Raw genomic sequence first — 17966 nt, forward strand, 5'->3', positions numbered from 1 at the left:
CGTCTCAATGCACGGTCGGAGCCGGCTCCTCCGGCGCGAGGGTGACGACTTCGGAGAACGGGAATTCGAGAACCGTTTCCCCGGCTTCGTCGGTGACCACCAAGATGGCTCCCATCAGGCGGGCCTGGGCCTCCGATTCGGCCATCGTCGCCTGGATCGTGTCGCGGGCGACCTCCCAGGCATGGTCGGCATCCCGCAATTCGGTGCCGGTGGGATCGGCGATGACCTCGCGGCCGATATGGGTGTGAAAGAAGAATCGGGGCATCGGCGCGTTCGATCCGCTCGAGGAACAGCTGCCATCACCTGGAAGCTGCGGCGCGGCGGCGCAAGGCCTGACGGCCTGACCTATAGGGCGAAACGATCGTCCGCGCCTCCTCAGCCCCGAGCCAATCGCGAATGACGCTGGGAATAAGCGGCATAGATCACCAGGGCGGCGCCGATCCAGAGCGCGAACAGCAGGTAGGTGTCCCGTGGCAGCGCCGCGATGAGCATCAGGCAGCAGGCGAGGCTCGCGAGGGGCACGAGCGGGTAGAGCGGCACGCGAAATCCTCGCGGCAAGTCGGGTCGCTGCCGGCGCAGGATGACGACGCCGAGGGAGACCGCCGAAAAGGCCACGAGGGTGCCCATGCTGGTGAGGTTGGCGAGCACGTCGAGGGGGACGAGGGCCGCCAGCGCGGCGACGAAGAGCGCCACCACCAGCGTGTTGGCGTTCGGGCTCCGGGTCCGCCGGTCCACCCGCTGGAACAGCGCCGGCAGCAGCCCGTCCCGGCTCATGGCGAAGAGGATTCGGGTCTGGCCGTACATCGTCACCAGGGTCACCGAGAAGATGGAGGCCACCGCCCCGATCGACAGGACGAGGGCCGGCCAGGCCGTCCCGGTGACGTTGCGCAGGATCACCGCCAGCCCGGCATCCTGCCCGGCAAAGTGCGTCCAGGGCTGCGCTCCGATCCCCGCGAGGGCGACGAGGAGGTAGATCGCGGTGACGATGGCGAGGGAGAGGAGGATGCCCAGGGGCAGCGTGCGGGCCGGGTCGCGCACCTCCTCGCTCGCCGTGGAGATCGTATCGAGGCCGATATACGAGAAGAAGATCGTCGAGGCGGCGGTGCCGATCCCGGTCAAGCCGAGGGGCGCGAAGGGCGTGAGGTTCGCAGGCTCGAACGCCGTGAGGGCGACCACGGCGAAGAAAACCAGCACGGCGAGCTTCAGGACCACGAGAACCGCGTTGATCGCGGTGGATTCGGCGGCACCCCGCAGGAGCAGCAGGGTGCACAGGCCGATGAGGACGATGGCCGGCAGGTTGACGTAGCCGCCCCTGCCGGGGGGCTGACTGATCGCATCCGGCATGGTCCAGCCGATGAGCGCACTGAGCACCTCGTTGAGATACTGGCCCCATCCGACGGCGATGGCGGAGGCGGAGACCGCGTATTCGAGGAGGAGGCAGGCCCCGACGAGGAAGGCCGCGAGTTCCCCGAGGGTGGCGTAAGCATAGGAATAGGACGAGCCCGAAAGCGGAAGTGCCGAGGCCAGTTCGGCGTAGCAGAGCGCCGTCAGGCCGGCCGTGACGGCGGCCAGCACGAACGAGACCAGGATGCCGGGGCCGGCCTCGGGCACCGCCGCGCTCAGGATCACGAAGATGCCGGTGCCCACCGTGGCGCCGACCCCGAGCATGACGAGGCGGAACAGGCCGATGGAGCGTTCGAGGGGCCGGGCTCCGGCGTCGGTATCCTGTGCAGTGGGCGAGACGGGTTTCCGCCGCAGCACCGACCGCCGCCAGTCGCTTCGTCCCTCGTCCGATCCGATCACCGACCCCATCGCTACACGACCTCACAGCGACCGGGACGAGGGGTGCCGATCTTGTTTCTTTGCTAACGGCAGCAAGCGCCATGCCGCCTCCCACGACTCCGAGGGCGTGATCGAACGGATGCCGAGACTGGTCCCGATCCTGCCACGCGGCCGTGCCCCTTCCTCACACGGGTGTCGTGCGCGGCCCCTATCGTGTCGGCGGACCGGAGAATGAACCCATGGACGAGAAACGCTGCATCCTCATCGGCGTGCCGGTCCAGGAGGGGACGAGCCGGCTGGGCTGCGACATGGGCCCGAGCGCCTACCGGGCCGCCGGTTTGGGCGGCGCCCTCACCGCCCTCGGCCTCGCCGTGGAGGATCGCGGGAACGTCGCCCCTCCCCCCGGCGAGGCCCTCGCCCATCCCAATCCGAGCGTGACCAACCTCTCCGACTTCGCGCGCTGGACGTCGGCGCTCAGCGAGGCCGCCTATCGGGCCGGGGGCGAGGGCCTGCCGATCTTCCTCGGCGGCGATCACAGCCTCTCGGCCGGTACGATCTCGGGCATGAGCCGGCGGGCGGCCGAGGAGGGAAGCGAGTTGCACGTGCTCTGGCTCGACGCGCATCCCGATCTCCACACCCTGGAGACGACGACGAGCGGCAATCTCCACGGCGTGCCCATGGCCTATGCACTCGGCCTGGACGGGTTCGGCCCCTACCTGCCGCCGCCCGTGGCGCCGGTGAAACCGCACAACGTCTGCATGATCGGCCTGCGCAGCGTCGATCCGGCGGAGCGGCGGACGATCCGCGAGGCCGGGATCACCGTGCACGACATGCGCGCCATCGACGAGTTCGGCATCGGCATCCTGCTCAAAGCCTTCCTCGAACGGGTGGCCGCCGCCGGCGGATGGCTGCATGTGAGCCTCGACGTGGATTTTCTCGATCCCGGCATCGCGCCGGGCGTCGGCACCACGGTTCCGGGCGGGGCGACCTTCCGCGAGGCGCATCTCGCCATGGAAATGCTGCACGACAGCGGCCTCGTCCGCAGCCTCGACCTCGTGGAGCTCAACCCCTTCCTCGACGAGCGCGGCCGCACCGCGATCCTGATGACGGATCTCGCCGCCAGCCTGATGGGACGCAGCGTCCTCGACCGGCCGACGCGGAGTTTTTGACCGACGGGGTTCACACCACTCCTCGGACAGGCGGAGCGCGTCCCTCTCCCCCTTGTGGGCTACTCGCTCTATCCAACTGGGGTTCGACATGAGGCGCGACGGGCTTCCTCTCCTTCCAGGAGAGGGGACCCGAGGTGCCCGCCAGATGGGTGAATATCGGCGGCCGATTTGGATCGGCGTCGCGCAGGGCGAACGAAACGGCGTTCAGAGCCGGTCGCGGGCGCCGGTCAGGAATGCGCGCAGGTCCTGCGCGGTGGGGAAGTAGATGTCGGCGTCCGTCTCCTTCCACAGCTGCTTCAGCGTCTCGTCGGACGCCTCGCGGAGGGCGCGGTCGATGAACTGCCGCAACCGGACGCGCTCCTCGCCGCGGAAGAGGTTGAGAACGAAATCGTACATCTCGTCGAGCGTCGGCGCGCCGCCACCGATGTCCTGCATGAACCAACGGCCGAACTTCAGGAATTCCGGGGACGCTCGCATGTCAATCTCCGTCGTTGCGCGGATAGGCGGTATGGATGCGGTACCCGCGGGGGTTGCCCGGATCGTGAAGGATAAAGATTCCGACACCGTAAGTCGTACGCATGTACGGCTCAAGCTGCCCCGCCGTGTAGGCTTCCCGACCAGTTTTGTATCCAAATCGGGACTTTAGGAATGCATTGGCCTTTTTCCCGGTTGCGACGTCATCAACTTCGGAGGCGTTCTGTTCCAAGGTGCGGTTGATGAGATCGTTTGCGGTCTCCACAGACTCGAACGTGCCATCTCGCCTGAGGCCATAGTCTACGAACAGAAATCTCCTTTTGCTGGAATGGACGCGCTGCATCATCTGCGCGTCCGTCTTACCGACATGCTCGCGAAGCGTATGGCGCGCCGCGCACCTCTTCTTCGGAGAGCACGACCGTGTACCGACGGTTGAGGTCATCCGAGACGTGGACGATCCGCGCATCGTCACCGGAATCATATCCGTCGCCCGCACCGCCGTCCGTCCATTGGCCGCCGTCCGGATGTCCGGCCGGCACGCGGGGTTGATCGGCGTGGTACGCACGGAGCGACAGACGCAACCGCTGAAACGCGACCTGAACACGGCACGACGTGATCAGCCATCTCGCCCGCAGAAGGGCCGTTGCGCTCGACGACATCGGATTCACCCCCTAGATCAAGCTATTATGCCTATAAAGGAATAATAGCTTAATCTCAATCACGAAATAGGGGCGCTGAGACGCGAAACGCCGGAGCCCCCTTCGAGGCCCCGGCGTCGCGCATTGTCCGAAAGGCCGGGCGAGTCGCCCGGCCGGCCTGCTCTCAGAGCGAGTAGTACATCGTGAATTCGACCGGATGCGGGGTCATCTCGTAGCGCATCACTTCCGTCATCTTCAGTTCGATGAAGGAGTCGATCTGGTCGTCCGAGAACACGCCGCCGGCCTTGAGGAAGCCGCGGTCGCGGTCGAGGTTCGTGAGCGCCTCACGCAGGCTGCCGCAGACGGTGGGGATCTTCTTCAGCTCGCGCGGGGGCAGGTCGTAGAGATCCTTGTCCATGGCCGGGCCCGGATCGATCTTGTTGATGATGCCGTCCAGGCCGGCCATCAGCAGGGCCGAGAAGGCGAGGTAGGGGTTCGCCATCGGATCGGGGAAGCGGACCTCGACGCGCTTGGCCTTCGGGTTCGTCGTCCACGGGATACGACAGGAGGCCGAGCGGTTGCGGGCCGAATAGGCCAGCAGCACGGGGGCCTCGTAGCCGGGCACCAGGCGCTTGTAGGAATTGGTGGACGGGTTGGTGAAGGCGTTCAGCGCCTTGGCGTGCTTGATGATGCCGCCGATGTACCAGAGGCATTCCTGGCTGAGATCGGCATACTTGTCGCCGGCGAAGATCGGCTTGCCGTCCTTCCAGATCGACTGGTGCACGTGCATGCCAGAGCCGTTGTCGCCGAAGACGGGCTTGGGCATGAAGGTCGCGGTCTTGCCGTAGCTCTGGGCCACGTTGTGGATCGCGTATTTGTAGATCTGCATGTGGTCGGCGAGCAGGGTCAGCGTGTCGAACTTCATGCCGAGCTCGTGCTGGGCGCTCGCCACCTCGTGGTGGTGCTTCTCGACCTTGACGCCCATGGACTGCATGGCGGCCAGCATCTCGCCGCGCATGTCCTGCGCCGAATCCTGCGGCGGCACCGGGAAGTAGCCGCCCTTGGTGGCGACGCGGTGGCCGAGGTTGCCGCCCTCGTAATCGGTGAAGCCGTTGGTGGGCAGTTCCACCGAATCGAGCTGGAAGCCGGTATGGTACGGGTCGGAGCCGAACTTCACGTCGTCGAACACGAAGAACTCGGCCTCGGGGCCGACATAGATCGTGTCGCCGATGCCGGTGGACTTGAGGAACGCCTCGGCGAGCTTGGCGGTGCTGCGCGGATCGCGCGAATACGGCAGGCCGGACGAGGGCTCGAGCACGTCGCAGACGATCGACATGGTGGAGGCCGAGAAGAACGGGTCCATGCAGGCGGTCGCCGGGTCGGGCATCAGCAGCATGTCGGATTCGTTGATCGCCTTCCAGCCGGCGATCGACGAGCCGTCGAACATCGTGCCTTCGGCAAAGATTTCCTCATCGACGAGGGACACGTCGAACGTGACGTGCTGCCACTTGCCCCGGGGATCGGTGAAGCGGAAATCGACGTACTTGACGTCGTTGTCCTTGATGTCCTTGAGGACCTGATCGGCGGTCTTTGCCATCCCTGTGTCTCCTTCGAGGCTCGGCCTGTTTCGGCCGTGGTTTTGCCGCACCACGCGGTGGCGTGCCGCGGATTGGGAAGGGGCGTGCGCGAAGGGACTTAGCTTCTGGTGCGGCGCGAGGCTAGAGCCGTGCGCCACCGTATAGTGACAGGTCGACGCCTTCGCACCCCGTCATGCCGGCAGATCCTTGCCGTCAGATCCTTGCCGCCCGACCATCGCCGCCGGCCGGCCGGCCGGCCGATGCCGTGCCGGGAGGACGCGTCAGATGGCGTCGGTGCCGGTCTCGCCGGTGCGGATGCGGATGGCTTCCTCGATGGTCGAGACGAAGATCTTGCCGTCGCCGATGCGTCCGGTCTGGGCCGACTTGCGGATGGCTTCCACGGCACCCTCCACCAGGGCGTCGGAGAGGACGATCTCGAGCTTCACCTTGGGCAGGAAGTCGACCACGTATTCGGCGCCGCGATAGAGCTCGGTATGGCCCTTCTGCCGGCCGAACCCCTTGGCTTCGATCACGGTGATGCCCTGGAGGCCGACCTCTTGAAGGGCCTCCTTCACCTCGTCCAGCTTGAATGGCTTGATGATCGCTTCGATCTTCTTCATGCCGAACGGGCCTGACCTGAATGCTGCTCCGGGTCCTTTTCCTACCATCGCGGCTCGGCCTTCGCCACGCCGTTTTCCCGGAGACGGGTGTTAAATTGCCCATTCGGTAGGCATTGAATGCAAATCGTTTCAGCCACGACCGCTTTGCGCCTGAAATAGCGGCGCGGCATGAGCGGTGCGGAGGCATGGTCACCCGAGACAAGGCGAAAGTTCGCAATGCCGTCACACCGTCTCATCACCGTCGACGCGATGCGCAGGATGGATGCCGCCGCCATAGCGGCGGGCGTTCCCGGAATCGAGCTGATGCGCCGGGCGGGCGCCGCCGTGGCCGCCAGGGCCGCGACGATGGTCGTCGCGCCCTCCCGCATCCTCGTCCTCTGCGGACCCGGCAACAACGGTGGGGACGGTCTCGTCGCGGCCCGCCTCCTCGAGCGGAACGGCTACGCGGTCGACCTCGTCTGTACCGTGCCGGTGGACAGCCTGACGGGTGATGCCGCCCTGGCGGCGGCGGAATGGCAGGGGGTGGTGCTCACCGAGGCCGATCCGGCGGGCGCCGCCCTCGTCATCGACGCCCTGTTCGGGGCGGGCCTGTCCCGCGACCTCGACGGCGCGGCGAAGACCCTGGTCGAGCGGGTCGCCGCCACAGACGTCCCGGTCCTCGCCGTCGACATTCCGAGCGGGATCGACGGCGATACGGGCGCTTTGCGCGGGGTGGCGCTCAGGGCGCGCGAGACGGTGACCTTCGTCGCGCTCAAGCCCGGCCACCTGCTGCAGCCGGGCCGCGACCATTGCGGCCATCTCCATGTGGCCGATATCGGCATCGGCGACGCCGCCCTCGAACAGGGGCTGGCCGGCACGCCGATGGTCTGGCGCAACGGACCCGATCTCTGGGGCGGCGCCTTCCCGAGGCTCGACTCCGTCAGCCACAAATACACCAGGGGGCATGTGCTGGCCCTGTCCGGTCCCGCCTTCAAGACGGGAGCGATCCGCCTCGCCGCGCGGGCGGCGTTGCGGGTCGGGGCCGGCCTCGTCACCATCGCCTCCCCCACCGCCGCGATGCCCGAGAACGCCGCGCATCTCACCGCGATCATGCTGACCCCGTGCGAGACCGCCGACGACCTCGACGATCTCCTCGTGGACGAGCGCCTCAACGTCATCCTCGCCGGCCCCGGCCTGGGGAGCGGCGAGGCGACCCGCGAGCGCATTGCCGTGGCGGCAGGCGTCGGGCGAAGCCTCGTCCTCGATGCCGACGCGCTCACGAGCTTCAAGGGGCAGGTCGATCAACTCGCCGGCCTCATCGCGGATGGCGGGGGCCAAGCGGTGCTGACCCCGCATGCCGGCGAGTTCGGCCGCCTCTTCGCGGGCACGGACGCCGTCGATCCGAAGGCGAGCAAGCTCGAACGGGCGCTGAGGGCGGCCTCCCTCGCCGGGGCGGTGGTGGTGCTGAAGGGCGCCGATACCATCGTCGCCGCGCCCGACGGACGCGCCGCCATCAACGACCACGCCACGCCCTATCTCGGCACCGCCGGCTCCGGCGACGTCCTCGCCGGCCTCGTCGCCGGCCTGCTGGCGCAGGGCATGCCGCCCTTCGAGGCCGCCTGCGCGGCGGTCTGGCTCCATGGCGATGCCGGGTTGCGGCATGGGCCGGGCCTCATCGCCGAGGATCTGCCGGAGACGATGCCGAAGGTGCTCTCCGGCCTGCGGTGACGGCGGAGTGCCTCGGCACGGGGGTGGAGCACGATCCGGCTCGTCCGGATCGATGAGCCGCCCTGTCCCGGCGCGGGTAAAACTATTGGAATAAGGAGGGTTTTATCAACGAATCTGAACTAAAAGGGGAGAGTTGTCAGCCTCTATTCTGAAAATACCGCATGCCGACGTTTTCTTTCACCTACAACAGCGATTATGATCCCCTCAACACAGTTACATTGAGCCAGGACGGATCTATAGATTCGAACGGAACGAACAATATCCACGCCTTCGGGCCTCAGTACGGCGTTAGGTTCATCTTCAATAACGATCCGGACCTCAGCCTGGGCGGAACGTTCTTTGTCGACGCGAACAGGATCGAGTTCGGTTTTCCCGGATACGTAATCACCGGGACCGAATACTCTGTCTCGGCCGATATGTCCGACAACACGGCGTCGGTCTATCTGGAGGGCGGTGATTTCGGCGATATCCTGCGGGCAGGCTCCGACGCCGACACCCTGAAGGGAGGAAATGGCAACGACGTGCTGGAAGGCGGCGCGGGCGCCGATACGATCAAGGGCGGCCTGGGTGTCGACACGGCGAGCTACGAGCATGCCACCGGCAGGGTCTACGCCAGCCTGGAAGCGCAGATGGGTTATGAAGGCGATGCCAGCCAGGACACACTCATCGACATCGAAAACCTGACCGGGAGTACCTTCGACGATTCGCTGGTCGGAGACGACAACGACAACACCCTTCGCGGCAATGGCGGCGAGGACGACATCGCCGGTCGGGGTGGTGACGACCGGATCGTCCTGTCTTCGACGCCCCTCTATATCAGCGGTGGCGACGACAAGGACGTCCTCATCGTGATGGGCGGCGGCACCGTCAGCCTCACCGAGACGAGGTTCGCCGATATCGAGGCCGTGTATGTCCGCAACGACACCCATCTCGATATGACCGACGTGCTGGCCGGGAACAAGATCGTCTCGCAATCGACCTCGGGCCACGCCGTCGAGATCGTCGGCACGGCGGGCAACGACACGATCATGGCGGGCAAGGGCGGGGACACGATCGACGGCGGCGCAGGCAACGACACGATCAAGGGCGGCAAAGGCGGGGATACGATCGACGGCGGCACAGGCAGCGATAGGATCTACGCAGGCACGGGTGGGGACACGATCGACGGTGGTATCGGCAGCGACAAGCTCTTCGCGGGCACGGGTGCCGACAGCGTCCGGTTCGAGGCCGGGTTCGGCCGCGACAACCTCTACGGCCTGGACCTGAACGCCGATCACATCGTCGTCGACATCGCCGGTGTCGATGCCACCGATATCCTGCTTCGCCCCATGAGCGGCGGTCGCGATACGCTGGTGACGTTCGAGGGCGTGGCGGCCGGCAACAAGATCATCCTGCACGACATGAACGTCACCACCGTCGAGGCCGCTCAAAACGAGCTGTTCCTGTTCGGTGCCTGAGGGGCTGTGGATTGGATGTCTCGGCGCGCAGTCGCTCATCCCAGCACACCACCTCCGGATGAGGTGAAGTCTTGGGGAAACACCTCGAACAGGCTCCGAGCAGGTCGGCGAGGCCGTAAAAGGCGGCCCTTCGTCCCTCAGGTCACCTCGAAGCTCGTCCACAGCCCGGTGTCGAACCGCTCCAGCACCGTGGAGCCGATGACCCAGCGGCCCGGATTGTCCGCCTTGAAGGCGATCCGGGCCGTGCGTCCCTCGAGCAGCTGGAACGTGTCGAGCCAATAGGGCTCCCAGCCGTCGTCGAGGGGATGGAGCAGCCGGAAGGCGTGGCCGTGAAGATGCAGGGCCTGCGGGAAGGCGGTGTCGTTCCGGATAGCCAGGACCACCACCTGGCCGCGCTTCACCGTGAAGGAGGGGGCCACGCCGGAGGCGCCCGTGATGCCGTTGATGGCCCAGACCCGGTTCGGATCGCCGGTATAGGCCGGTTCGGCGTTGGGCTTGTCCTTGTCGAGCTTGGCGCCGCCGGTGATCGCGATGTCGCGGCGGATTGCGTTCTGGAGCTTGACCTCGGCGGGCAGGAGCTTGTTCTCGCCCACCGGCGCGATCGGCGGACGCTTTTCCGTCACCGGCTGGCCCTTGGCGGCGAGCGTGGCCAGGACGAGGCCGTTGCCCACCAGGGCATTGACCGTGACGCTGGCGCCGGCCTCCGCCGGCATGTCGAGCATCAGGTCGTAGCGGGTGCCGGGGGGGAAGGGCAGCGTCGCGCGCAGGGGCTCGAACGTGTCGGTGGGCTGGCCGTCCACCGCCACCACGTAGACCTTGGCGCCCTCGAACCGGATGCGGGTTCCGCGCGCGTTGCAGACATTGCCGAGCCGCAGGCGGATGCGCGATCCCGGACGGACCTCGATCGCCTCGGGGACCGGCTTGCCGTTGATGGTGACGAGGTTGCCGAGGCGCCCGGAGGCCGCGGCGAAGGCCGGCTGTCCGAACGGCATCAGCGCGCCGTTCTCCTCCAGCCGCCAATCCTGCATCAACAGCGCGAGGTCATGGTCGAGGGAGGGCGGCGCGGTCTCCTCGACGATCAACGCGCCGGCGAGGCCCCGCCCCGAGGGTTCGCTCGAACCGCCCACGACGAGGGGCCGGATCAGGAACGTGCCCGCATCCGGCGGGACGAAGGAATAGGTGAAGTCCGCCCCCGGAGCGATCGGCGGCTGGGTCACGCCGCCGACGCCGTCCATGGCGTTCTGGTTGCGGACCCCGTGCCAGTGAAGGGAGAGCGGCTTGTCCGTCTTGTTCTCGACGCGCAGGCGGACGGTCTCGCCGAGCTTCGCCCGGATGACGGGGAGGCTCGCCTTGCCGTCGAAGGTCCAGACCGGCGTCTCGGCGGCGGGCTCGGGCTTCAGGCGGTTCGTCCCCGGCCCGGCGACGATCGGGCGCGGCTCCGGCAATGATTCCGCCGGCTTTGCCGGTGCGGGCGCCGGCCTGGGGGCGGCTTTCCCCGGCCCCGTCTGCGCCTCCGCGCCCGTGATGAAAGCCGGTCCGGCAAGGCCGAGGGCCGCCGCCCGGCCGATCAGCGAACGGCGGGACAGGCCGCCGGTCTCCGAGGGGGAACGGCCATTCTTCGGGTCGGAACTCGGCATGTCACCTCGGACGGAAGTCGATGGACGGGCGGTCGCATCCGCCCCGCCGGCATGCTTGTAGACGGCGCTCCCGCGCGGCGCCAACCGCCGCCGCGCGCCCGATGGACGACGTCTTATTTTTTTGCTGCGGACTTGCGCGCGCATGCTATAGGACCGCGCTCTGGCGGCTGAAAAGGCGCGCCGGGCGTTGGCGCTTGCGGGCGTGGCGGAACTGGTAGACGCGCTGGATTTAGGTTCCAGTGTCGCAAGACGTGGGGGTTCGAGCCCCTCCGCCCGCACCAGCCTCCGCCGTCGGGAACGGATTGGCTCACAGCGATGGCCGGCCCGCTCTGCCGCTCGGAGTCGGCCTCCGGTCGGGCGCGCTTCGTCAAACGCCGCCTGTGGTGTCACGCCCTGACGGCGGTGCCACGCGAGAATTTTTGACCGATCACACGGACGACAGCGGGAAGACGACGATGCAGGTGACCGAGACACTCTCCCAGGGTCTGAAGCGCGAGTTCCAGGTGCTTCTGGCCGCCAAGGAGCTCGAAGAGCGCCTGACGACCGAGCTGTCCACCCTCAAGGACAAGGCCCAGATCAAGGGCTTCCGCCCCGGCAAGGTGCCGGTGGCCCATCTGCGCAAGCTCTACGGCCGCTCGGTGATGGCCGACGTGCTGCAGAACGCGGTCAACGAGGCCAACCAGAAGATCGTCACCGACAACAACCTGAAGCTCGCCCTCGAGCCGAAGATCGAATTCCCCGGCGAGGCCTCGATCGTCGACCGGGCGCTCGCCGCCAAGGACGACGTCTCCTTCAACGTCGCCCTCGAAGTGCTGCCGAGCTTCGAGCTCGCCGACCTGTCCGACGTCACCCTGACGAAGCAGGTGGCCAAGCCCAGCGACGAGGAAGTCGACGAGGCCATCACCCGCATGGCCTCCTCCAACCGCGCCTTCACCCCGAAGGACGAGGGCGCCGAGGCCGCCACCGGCGACCGCGTCACCATCGACTTCGTCGGCAAGATCGACGGCGTCGAGTTCGACGGCGGCAAGGGCGAGGGTGTCGATCTGGAACTCGGCTCGGGCTCGTTCATCCCCGGCTTCGAGGACCAGTTGGTCGGCGCCAAGGTCGGCCAGTCCCTGGTCGTGAAGTCCACCTTCCCCGAGGCCTACGGTGCCGAGCACCTGGCCGGCAAGGACGCCGAGTTCGACGTGACCGTCACGGCGATCCAGGCTCCGGGCGAGTCCAAGATCGACGACGAGCTCGCCAAGGGCTTCGGCATGGAATCGCTGGAGAAGCTGAAGGAGGCGGTCGCCGGCGCCCTCGGCGGCGATTTCGAGGCCCAGTCGCGCCGCAAACTCAAGAAGGAGCTCCTCGACGCGCTCGACGGCAAATACGCCTTCGACCTGCCCCCGAGCCTCGTCCACCAGGAATTCGCCGCCGTGTGGGCACAGGTCGAGCAGGATCTGAAGACCCGCGGCAAGACCTTCGAGGACGAGGGAACCACCGAGGAAAAGGCCACGGCCGAATACCGCAAGATCGCCGAGCGGCGCGTCCGTCTCGGCTTGGTGCTTGCGCAGGTGGGCGAGACCGCCGATATCAAGGTCAGCGACGACGAGGTGAACCAGGCCCTGATCGCCCGTGTCCGGCAGTATCCCGGGCAGGAGCAGCAGGTCTGGGACTTCTACCGGAAGAACGCACAGGCCCTGGCCGAGCTTCGCGCACCCCTGTTCGAGGAGAAGGTCGTCGACCATGTCCTCGCCCAGGTGAAGCTGGTCGAAGAGCCCGTCTCGAAGGATGCTTTGTTCGCCGACGAGGATGCCGATGCGGCCAGCGCCGAATCGACCGAGTCGAAGGCGGACGAATCCCAGGCTCCTTCGGGCGACGATCTGCCGGCCGTCGCCAAGGTCGATTGAGCTCGAGGCTCCCAAAAGGGCGGCGGGCTTGGATGTAAAGGCGGCGTTCACCGCCGCCGTAGTTCGCTGACACGTCCGGCCCGCGCCCTGATTCGCGCGGCCGGACCCCTTGAAGCCTGGGGCACGATAATGATGAGAGATCCGGTCGACTACTATAACAGCGCACTCGTTCCCATGGTGGTCGAGCAGTCGAGCCGCGGTGAGCGCGCCTTCGACATCTATTCCCGCCTGCTGCGTGAGCGGATCATCTTCCTCACCGGCCCGGTGGAGGATTACGGCGCCTCGCTGATCGTGGCGCAGCTGCTGTTCCTCGAAGCCGAGAACCCGAAGAAGGAAATTTCCTTCTACATCAACTCGCCCGGTGGCGTGGTCACCTCGGGCCTGTCGATCTACGACACGATGCAGTTCATCCGCTGCCCGGTGACGACCCTCTGCGTCGGCCAGGCCGCCTCGATGGGATCGCTGCTGCTCACCGCCGGCGAGCCCGGCCATCGCTTCGCGCTGCCGAACGCCCGCATCATGGTCCACCAGCCCTCCGGCGGGTTCCAGGGCCAGGCGACGGACATCCTGATCCATGCCCGCGAGATCGAAGCGCTGAAGAAGCGCCTCAACGAGATCTACGTGAAGCATACCGGGCGCGACTACGACACCATCGTCCAGGCGCTCGAGCGCGACAATTTCATGACCGCCGACGCGGCCAAGGAATTCGGCCTGATCGACGAAGTGATCCAGAAGCGTCCCGAGCCGGCCGCCGCCTGATTTCGACCGCGCCGTGGCCGCCTGGCGGCCCCGGCGCGTCCTTTAGAGGCGGGCCGCGCGTGCGGCTTTGCCTTGATCCCGTCGCGGCAGCATGCTTGCATCGCGAGTCTGACCTACCGGCAGAAAGCGCGCAGGTGACTGTTTCTTTAGGCGGGCGCCCTTAGATCTTAAAAGATGCGCGTGCGCCCCGGGGCTGGCGTCGCACCCGCGAACGGAGACCGACATGAGCAAGACTGGCGGCAACGACTCGAAGAGCACGCTGTACTGCTCGTTTTGCGGCAAGAGCCAGCACGAGGTCCGCAAGCTGATCGCGGGCCCGACGGTGTTCATCTGCGACGAGTGTGTCGAACTGTGCATGGACATCATCCGCGAGGAATCGAAGTCCTCCCTGGTGAAATCGCGCGACGGCGTGCCCACGCCGAAGGAGATCCGCCGCGTTCTGGACGATTACGTCATCGGCCAGGATTTCGCGAAGAAGGTTCTCTCCGTCGCGGTCCACAACCATTACAAGCGCCTCGCCCACGCCTCGAAGCACAACGACGTCGAGCTGGCGAAGTCCAACATCATGCTGATCGGGCCGACCGGTTCGGGCAAGACCCTGCTCGCGCAGACCCTGGCCCGCATCCTCGACGTGCCCTTCACCATGGCGGATGCGACGACGCTGACCGAGGCCGGCTATGTCGGCGAGGACGTCGAGAACATCATCCTCAAGCTGCTCCAGGCCTCCGACTACAACGTCGAGCGGGCGCAGCGCGGCATCGTCTACATCGACGAGATCGACAAGATCTCGCGGAAATCCGACAACCCGTCGATCACCCGTGACGTGTCGGGCGAAGGCGTACAGCAGGCCCTCCTGAAGATCATGGAAGGCACCGTCGCCTCCGTGCCTCCGCAGGGCGGCCGCAAGCACCCGCAGCAGGAATTCCTGCAGGTCGACACCACCAACATCCTCTTCATCTGCGGCGGCGCCTTCGCGGGCCTCGAGCGGATCATCTCGGCGCGCGGCAAGGGCACCTCGATCGGCTTCGGCGCCACGGTCCAGGCTCCGGACGACCGCCGCACCGGCGAGATCTTCCGCAATGTCGAGCCCGAGGACCTGTTGAAGTTCGGCCTGATCCCGGAATTCGTCGGCCGTCTGCCCGTGCTGGCGACGCTGGAGGACCTCGACGAGACCGCGCTCAAGCGCATCCTGCAGGAGCCGAAGAACGCGCTCGTCAAGCAGTACCAGCGCCTGTTCGAGATGGAGAATGTCGACCTCACCTTCCAGGACGAGGCGCTCTCCATGGTGGCCCGCAAGGCCATCGAGCGGAAGACCGGCGCCCGTGGTCTGCGCTCGATCCTCGAGACCATCCTGCTCGAGACGATGTACGACCTGCCCGGCCTCGAATCCGTGGAGCAGGTGGTGATCGGTCCGGAAGTGGTGGAGGGCAAGTCGCGCCCCCTCTACATCCACGGCGACCGCAACAAGGACGTTCCGGCGAGCGTCAGCGCCTGAGGGTGCGACTCGGCGGCCGAGGTTAGCCGCCGAAACGGTCCGGGGAGAATTCTTGAAAAAGTCCTCCCCGGCTTCCATCTGAATTGTCAGACGCGACGGCCGCACGCTCACCTTCTGAGGTGCGGTGTCCGCCTCCAGCCTCACAGTTCAACGATGTCCCCGACCCCGCGATGCGGCCTGGTCGGCCCGTGGCAGGATGCTTGCTCATTTCGAGGAGCTAGAGCCCGGAGTCCATCAAGAGGAAGTCCGACATGTCCCAATCGAAATCTCGCCAGCCGGTCGTTCCGGGTTCGACGGGCTCCTACGCCGTTCTGCCCTTGCGCGACATCGTCGTCTTCCCGCATATGATCGTGCCGCTCTTCGTCGGCCGCGAGAAGTCGATCCGCGCCCTCGAAGAGGCCGTCCGCACCGACCGCCACATCCTGCTGGCCACCCAGATCAATGCCAGCGACGACGATCCGTCCACCGATGCGATCTACAAGATCGGCACGCTGGCCAGCGTCCTGCAGCTGCTGAAGCTGCCCGACGGCACCGTGAAGGTGCTCGTCGAAGGCGCCGGTCGCGCCAGGATCACGAACTTCAACAAGTCGGATTCGTTCTACGAGGCCGAGGTCGAGACGCTCACCGACGAGCTCGGCGACCCCGTCGAGGCCGAGGCGCTCGCCCGCTCGGTCATCTCCGAGTTCGAGAACTACGTGAAGCTCAACAAGAAGATCTCGCCCGAGGTCGTCTCCGCCGTCACCCAGATCGACGAGCCCTCGAAGCTCGCCGATACCGTCGGCTCGCATCTCGCGGTCAAGATCGCCGACAAGCAGGCGATCCTCGAAATCCCCACGGTGGCCGAGCGCCTCGAGCGCGTCCTGTCGCTGATGGAGAGCGAGATCTCCGTGCTCCAGGTGGAAAAGCGCATCCGGACCCGCGTGAAGCGGCAGATGGAGAAGACCCAGCGCGAGTACTACCTCAACGAGCAGATGAAGGCGATCCAGAAGGAACTGGGCGATTCCGAGGACGGCAAGGACGAGCTCGCCGAAATCGAGGAGAAGATCGAGAAGACCAAGTTCTCGAAGGAGGCTCGCGAGAAGGCGACGGCCGAGCTGAAGAAGCTCCGCCAGATGTCGCCGATGTCGGCCGAGGCCACGGTCGTGCGCAACTACCTCGACTGGATGCTCGGCATCCCGTGGTCGAAGCGGTCGCGGATCAAGAAGGATCTGCTGGGCGCCCAGACCATGCTCGACCAGGACCATTTCGGTCTGGAGAAGGTCAAGGAGCGCATCGTCGAGTATCTCGCCGTGCAGCAGCGCGCCAACAAGCTCACCGGCCCGATCCTGTGCCTCGTCGGACCTCCCGGCGTCGGCAAGACCTCGCTCGGCAAGTCCATCGCCAAGGCGACCGGCCGCGAATTCGTGCGGATGTCGCTGGGCGGCGTGCGTGACGAGGCCGAGATCCGTGGTCACCGTCGGACCTATATCGGTTCGATGCCCGGCAAGATCGTCCAGTCGATGCGCAAGGCCAAGACCTCGAACCCGCTCATCCTGCTCGACGAGATCGACAAGATGGGCCAGGATTTCCGCGGCGATCCGTCCGCGGCGCTCCTCGAGGTGCTCGACCCGGAGCAGAACGGCACGTTCAACGATCACTACCTCGAGGTCGATTACGACCTCTCGGACGTCATGTTCGTGACCACGGCGAACACGCTCAACATCCCTGCGCCCCTGATGGACCGCATGGAGGTGATCCGTATCGCCGGCTACACCGAGGAAGAGAAGCTTCAGATCGCGCGCAAGCACCTCATCCCGGGGGCGGTGAAGAAGCACGGCCTCACGGTCAAGGAATGGGAGATCGACGATTCGGGCGTTCTCATGCTTATCCGCCGTTACACGCGGGAAGCGGGCGTGCGTAACCTGGAGCGCGAGATCTCGAACCTGATCCGTAAGGCGGTGAAGGAGATCCTCATCACCAAGGTGAAGGCCGTCGCCGTCACCGAGGAGAACCTGCCGAATTTCCTCGGCGCGCCGAAGTTCCGCTACGGCGAGATCGACGAGGAGGATCAGGTCGGCGTGGTGACGGGTCTCGCCTGGACCGAGGTCGGCGGCGAGTTGCTGACGATCGAAGGCGTCATGATGCCCGGCAAGGGCAAGATGACGGTCACGGGCAATCTGCGTGACGTGATGAAGGAGTCGATCTCGGCTGCGGCGAGCTATGTCCGCTCCCGGGCCGTCGACTTCGGCATCGAGCCTCCGCTGTTCGAGCGTCGCGACATCCACGTCCACGTTCCCGAAGGGGCGACCCCGAAGGACGGTCCGTCGGCCGGTATCGGCATGGCCACCGCCATCATCTCCACCCTCACCGGGATCCCGGTGAGGAAGGATGTGGCGATGACCGGAGAGGTCACCCTGCGTGGCCGCATCCTGCCCATCGGCGGCCTCAAGGAGAAGCTGCTCGCGGCTCTGCGCGGCGGGATCAAGACCGTCCTCATTCCCGAGGAAAACGCCAAGGACATCGCCGAGGTGCCCGACAGCGTGAAGAACGGGATGGAGATCATCCCGGTCTCGCGGATGGATCAGGTGCTGAAGCACGCCCTCGTGCGCCAGCCGGTGCCGATCGAGTGGGAGGAGCCCCTCCCCTCGCCGCGCCGTCCCGTCGTCGGCGAGGACGAGCCCGCCACCGTCATCGCCCATTAGGCGATAGGGTGCTTTGAAAAGGAAAGGCCCCGGAGTAGGCTCCGGGGCCTTTTCTTTGTGGCCTGCTGAGGGTTGCCA

General features: G+C 66.3%; 14 protein-coding genes and 1 tRNA gene. 8 read left to right on the forward strand and 7 right to left on the reverse strand.

Features of this window, described 5'->3' with window-relative positions; genetic code table 11:
* Positions 1–4 precede the first annotated feature (4 nt).
* On the reverse strand, positions 5–265 hold the full coding sequence (locus tag A3OM_RS0114765) for a hypothetical protein (protein WP_018044538.1): 261 nt from the start codon (positions 263–265) through the stop codon (positions 5–7).
* 110 nt (positions 266–375) lie between these two features.
* Complete coding sequence (locus A3OM_RS0114770) at positions 376–1803, reverse strand: amino acid permease (protein WP_245257796.1); 1428 nt, start codon at positions 1801–1803, stop codon at positions 376–378.
* A 218-nt stretch (positions 1804–2021) separates the two neighbouring features.
* On the opposite strand from A3OM_RS0114770, the gene rocF reads away from it, so the two are divergent.
* Positions 2022–2951, forward strand: coding sequence for an arginase (rocF, locus tag A3OM_RS0114775; protein WP_018044540.1), 930 nt, complete (start codon positions 2022–2024; stop codon positions 2949–2951).
* A gap of 204 nt (positions 2952–3155) precedes the next feature.
* Here the strand turns inward: rocF and A3OM_RS0114780 are convergent, their stop codons facing one another.
* From A3OM_RS0114780 to A3OM_RS0114795, 4 genes are all read right to left on the reverse strand, one after another.
* Positions 3156–3428, reverse strand: coding sequence for a hypothetical protein (locus A3OM_RS0114780; RefSeq protein WP_018044541.1), 273 nt, complete (start codon positions 3426–3428; stop codon positions 3156–3158).
* 1 nt (position 3429) lies between these two features.
* Entirely contained in the window at positions 3430–3906 is a 477-nt protein-coding gene (locus A3OM_RS26155) for an RNase A-like domain-containing protein (protein ID WP_348625461.1), read from the reverse strand.
* 341 nt (positions 3907–4247) lie between these two features.
* Entirely contained in the window at positions 4248–5660 is a 1413-nt protein-coding gene (glnA, locus tag A3OM_RS0114790) for a type I glutamate--ammonia ligase (RefSeq protein ID WP_018044544.1), read from the reverse strand.
* Between the two features lie 261 nt (positions 5661–5921).
* Positions 5922–6260 (reverse strand): P-II family nitrogen regulator, encoded by a 339-nt coding sequence (locus tag A3OM_RS0114795; RefSeq protein ID WP_003600526.1) that lies wholly within the window; start codon positions 6258–6260, stop codon positions 5922–5924.
* A 216-nt stretch (positions 6261–6476) separates the two neighbouring features.
* Here A3OM_RS0114795 and A3OM_RS0114800 point away from each other — a divergent pair, with 216 nt between their 5' ends.
* Together A3OM_RS0114800 and A3OM_RS0114805 are read left to right on the forward strand one after the other, a co-directional pair.
* Complete coding sequence (locus A3OM_RS0114800) at positions 6477–7967, forward strand: bifunctional ADP-dependent NAD(P)H-hydrate dehydratase/NAD(P)H-hydrate epimerase (RefSeq protein ID WP_018044545.1); 1491 nt, start codon at positions 6477–6479, stop codon at positions 7965–7967.
* 161 nt (positions 7968–8128) lie between these two features.
* Positions 8129–9424: a hypothetical protein gene (locus tag A3OM_RS0114805; protein WP_018044546.1), complete on the forward strand. Its 1296-nt coding sequence runs from the start codon at positions 8129–8131 to the stop codon at positions 9422–9424.
* Positions 9425–9561: 137 nt separating this feature from the next.
* Here A3OM_RS0114805 and A3OM_RS0114810 read toward each other — a convergent pair whose 3' ends face one another.
* A complete protein-coding gene (locus tag A3OM_RS0114810; protein ID WP_018044547.1) occupies positions 9562–11061 on the reverse strand; it encodes a multicopper oxidase family protein in 1500 nt (499 codons plus the stop codon).
* Between the two features lie 196 nt (positions 11062–11257).
* On the opposite strand from A3OM_RS0114810, the gene A3OM_RS0114815 reads away from it, so the two are divergent.
* The 5 genes from A3OM_RS0114815 (at position 11258) to lon (ending at position 17888) form a co-directional block, all read left to right on the forward strand.
* Positions 11258–11342, forward strand: a tRNA-Leu gene (locus A3OM_RS0114815).
* Positions 11343–11516: 174 nt separating this feature from the next.
* Positions 11517–12953 carry a trigger factor gene (tig, locus tag A3OM_RS0114820; protein ID WP_026176058.1) on the forward strand — a complete coding sequence of 479 codons (1437 nt, stop codon included), beginning with the start codon at positions 11517–11519 and terminating at the stop codon, positions 12951–12953.
* A gap of 132 nt (positions 12954–13085) precedes the next feature.
* Positions 13086–13712, forward strand: a complete 627-nt coding sequence (locus A3OM_RS0114825; RefSeq protein ID WP_026176059.1) for an ATP-dependent Clp protease proteolytic subunit — start codon at positions 13086–13088, stop codon at positions 13710–13712.
* Between the two features lie 223 nt (positions 13713–13935).
* On the forward strand, positions 13936–15207 hold the full coding sequence (gene clpX / locus A3OM_RS0114830) for an ATP-dependent Clp protease ATP-binding subunit ClpX (RefSeq protein ID WP_018044550.1): 1272 nt from the start codon (positions 13936–13938) through the stop codon (positions 15205–15207).
* Positions 15208–15458: 251 nt separating this feature from the next.
* The gene (lon, locus tag A3OM_RS0114835; protein WP_018044551.1) at positions 15459–17888 is read left to right on the forward strand and encodes an endopeptidase La; all 2430 of its coding nucleotides are present in this window, start codon (positions 15459–15461) and stop codon (positions 17886–17888) included.
* Positions 17889–17966: the final 78 nt, after the last annotated feature.

Origin of the sequence: Methylobacterium sp. 88A (assembly GCF_000376345.1) — a bacterium.
In the GTDB taxonomy this organism is placed as follows: Bacteria; Pseudomonadota; Alphaproteobacteria; order Rhizobiales; family Beijerinckiaceae; genus Methylobacterium; species Methylobacterium bullatum.

Bases quoted from the DNA above. Each gene is read 5' to 3' on its own strand.
- A3OM_RS0114765 (WP_018044538.1), bottom strand. From the start codon at position 265: ATGCCCCGATTCTTCTTTCACACCCATATCGGCCGCGAGGTCATCGCC.
- rocF (WP_018044540.1), top strand. From the start codon at position 2,022: ATGGACGAGAAACGCTGCATCCTCATCGGCGTGCCGGTCCAGGAGGGG.
- A3OM_RS0114780 (WP_018044541.1), bottom strand. From the start codon at position 3,428: ATGCGAGCGTCCCCGGAATTCCTGAAGTTCGGCCGTTGGTTCATGCAG.
- A3OM_RS26155 (WP_348625461.1), bottom strand. From the start codon at position 3,906: ATGATTCCGGTGACGATGCGCGGATCGTCCACGTCTCGGATGACCTCA.
- glnA (WP_018044544.1), bottom strand. From the start codon at position 5,660: ATGGCAAAGACCGCCGATCAGGTCCTCAAGGACATCAAGGACAACGAC.
- A3OM_RS0114795 (WP_003600526.1), bottom strand. From the start codon at position 6,260: ATGAAGAAGATCGAAGCGATCATCAAGCCATTCAAGCTGGACGAGGTG.
- A3OM_RS0114800 (WP_018044545.1), top strand. From the start codon at position 6,477: ATGCCGTCACACCGTCTCATCACCGTCGACGCGATGCGCAGGATGGAT.
- A3OM_RS0114805 (WP_018044546.1), top strand. From the start codon at position 8,129: ATGCCGACGTTTTCTTTCACCTACAACAGCGATTATGATCCCCTCAAC.
- A3OM_RS0114810 (WP_018044547.1), bottom strand. From the start codon at position 11,061: ATGCCGAGTTCCGACCCGAAGAATGGCCGTTCCCCCTCGGAGACCGGC.
- tig (WP_026176058.1), top strand. From the start codon at position 11,517: ATGCAGGTGACCGAGACACTCTCCCAGGGTCTGAAGCGCGAGTTCCAG.
- A3OM_RS0114825 (WP_026176059.1), top strand. From the start codon at position 13,086: ATGAGAGATCCGGTCGACTACTATAACAGCGCACTCGTTCCCATGGTG.
- clpX (WP_018044550.1), top strand. From the start codon at position 13,936: ATGAGCAAGACTGGCGGCAACGACTCGAAGAGCACGCTGTACTGCTCG.
- lon (WP_018044551.1), top strand. From the start codon at position 15,459: ATGTCCCAATCGAAATCTCGCCAGCCGGTCGTTCCGGGTTCGACGGGC.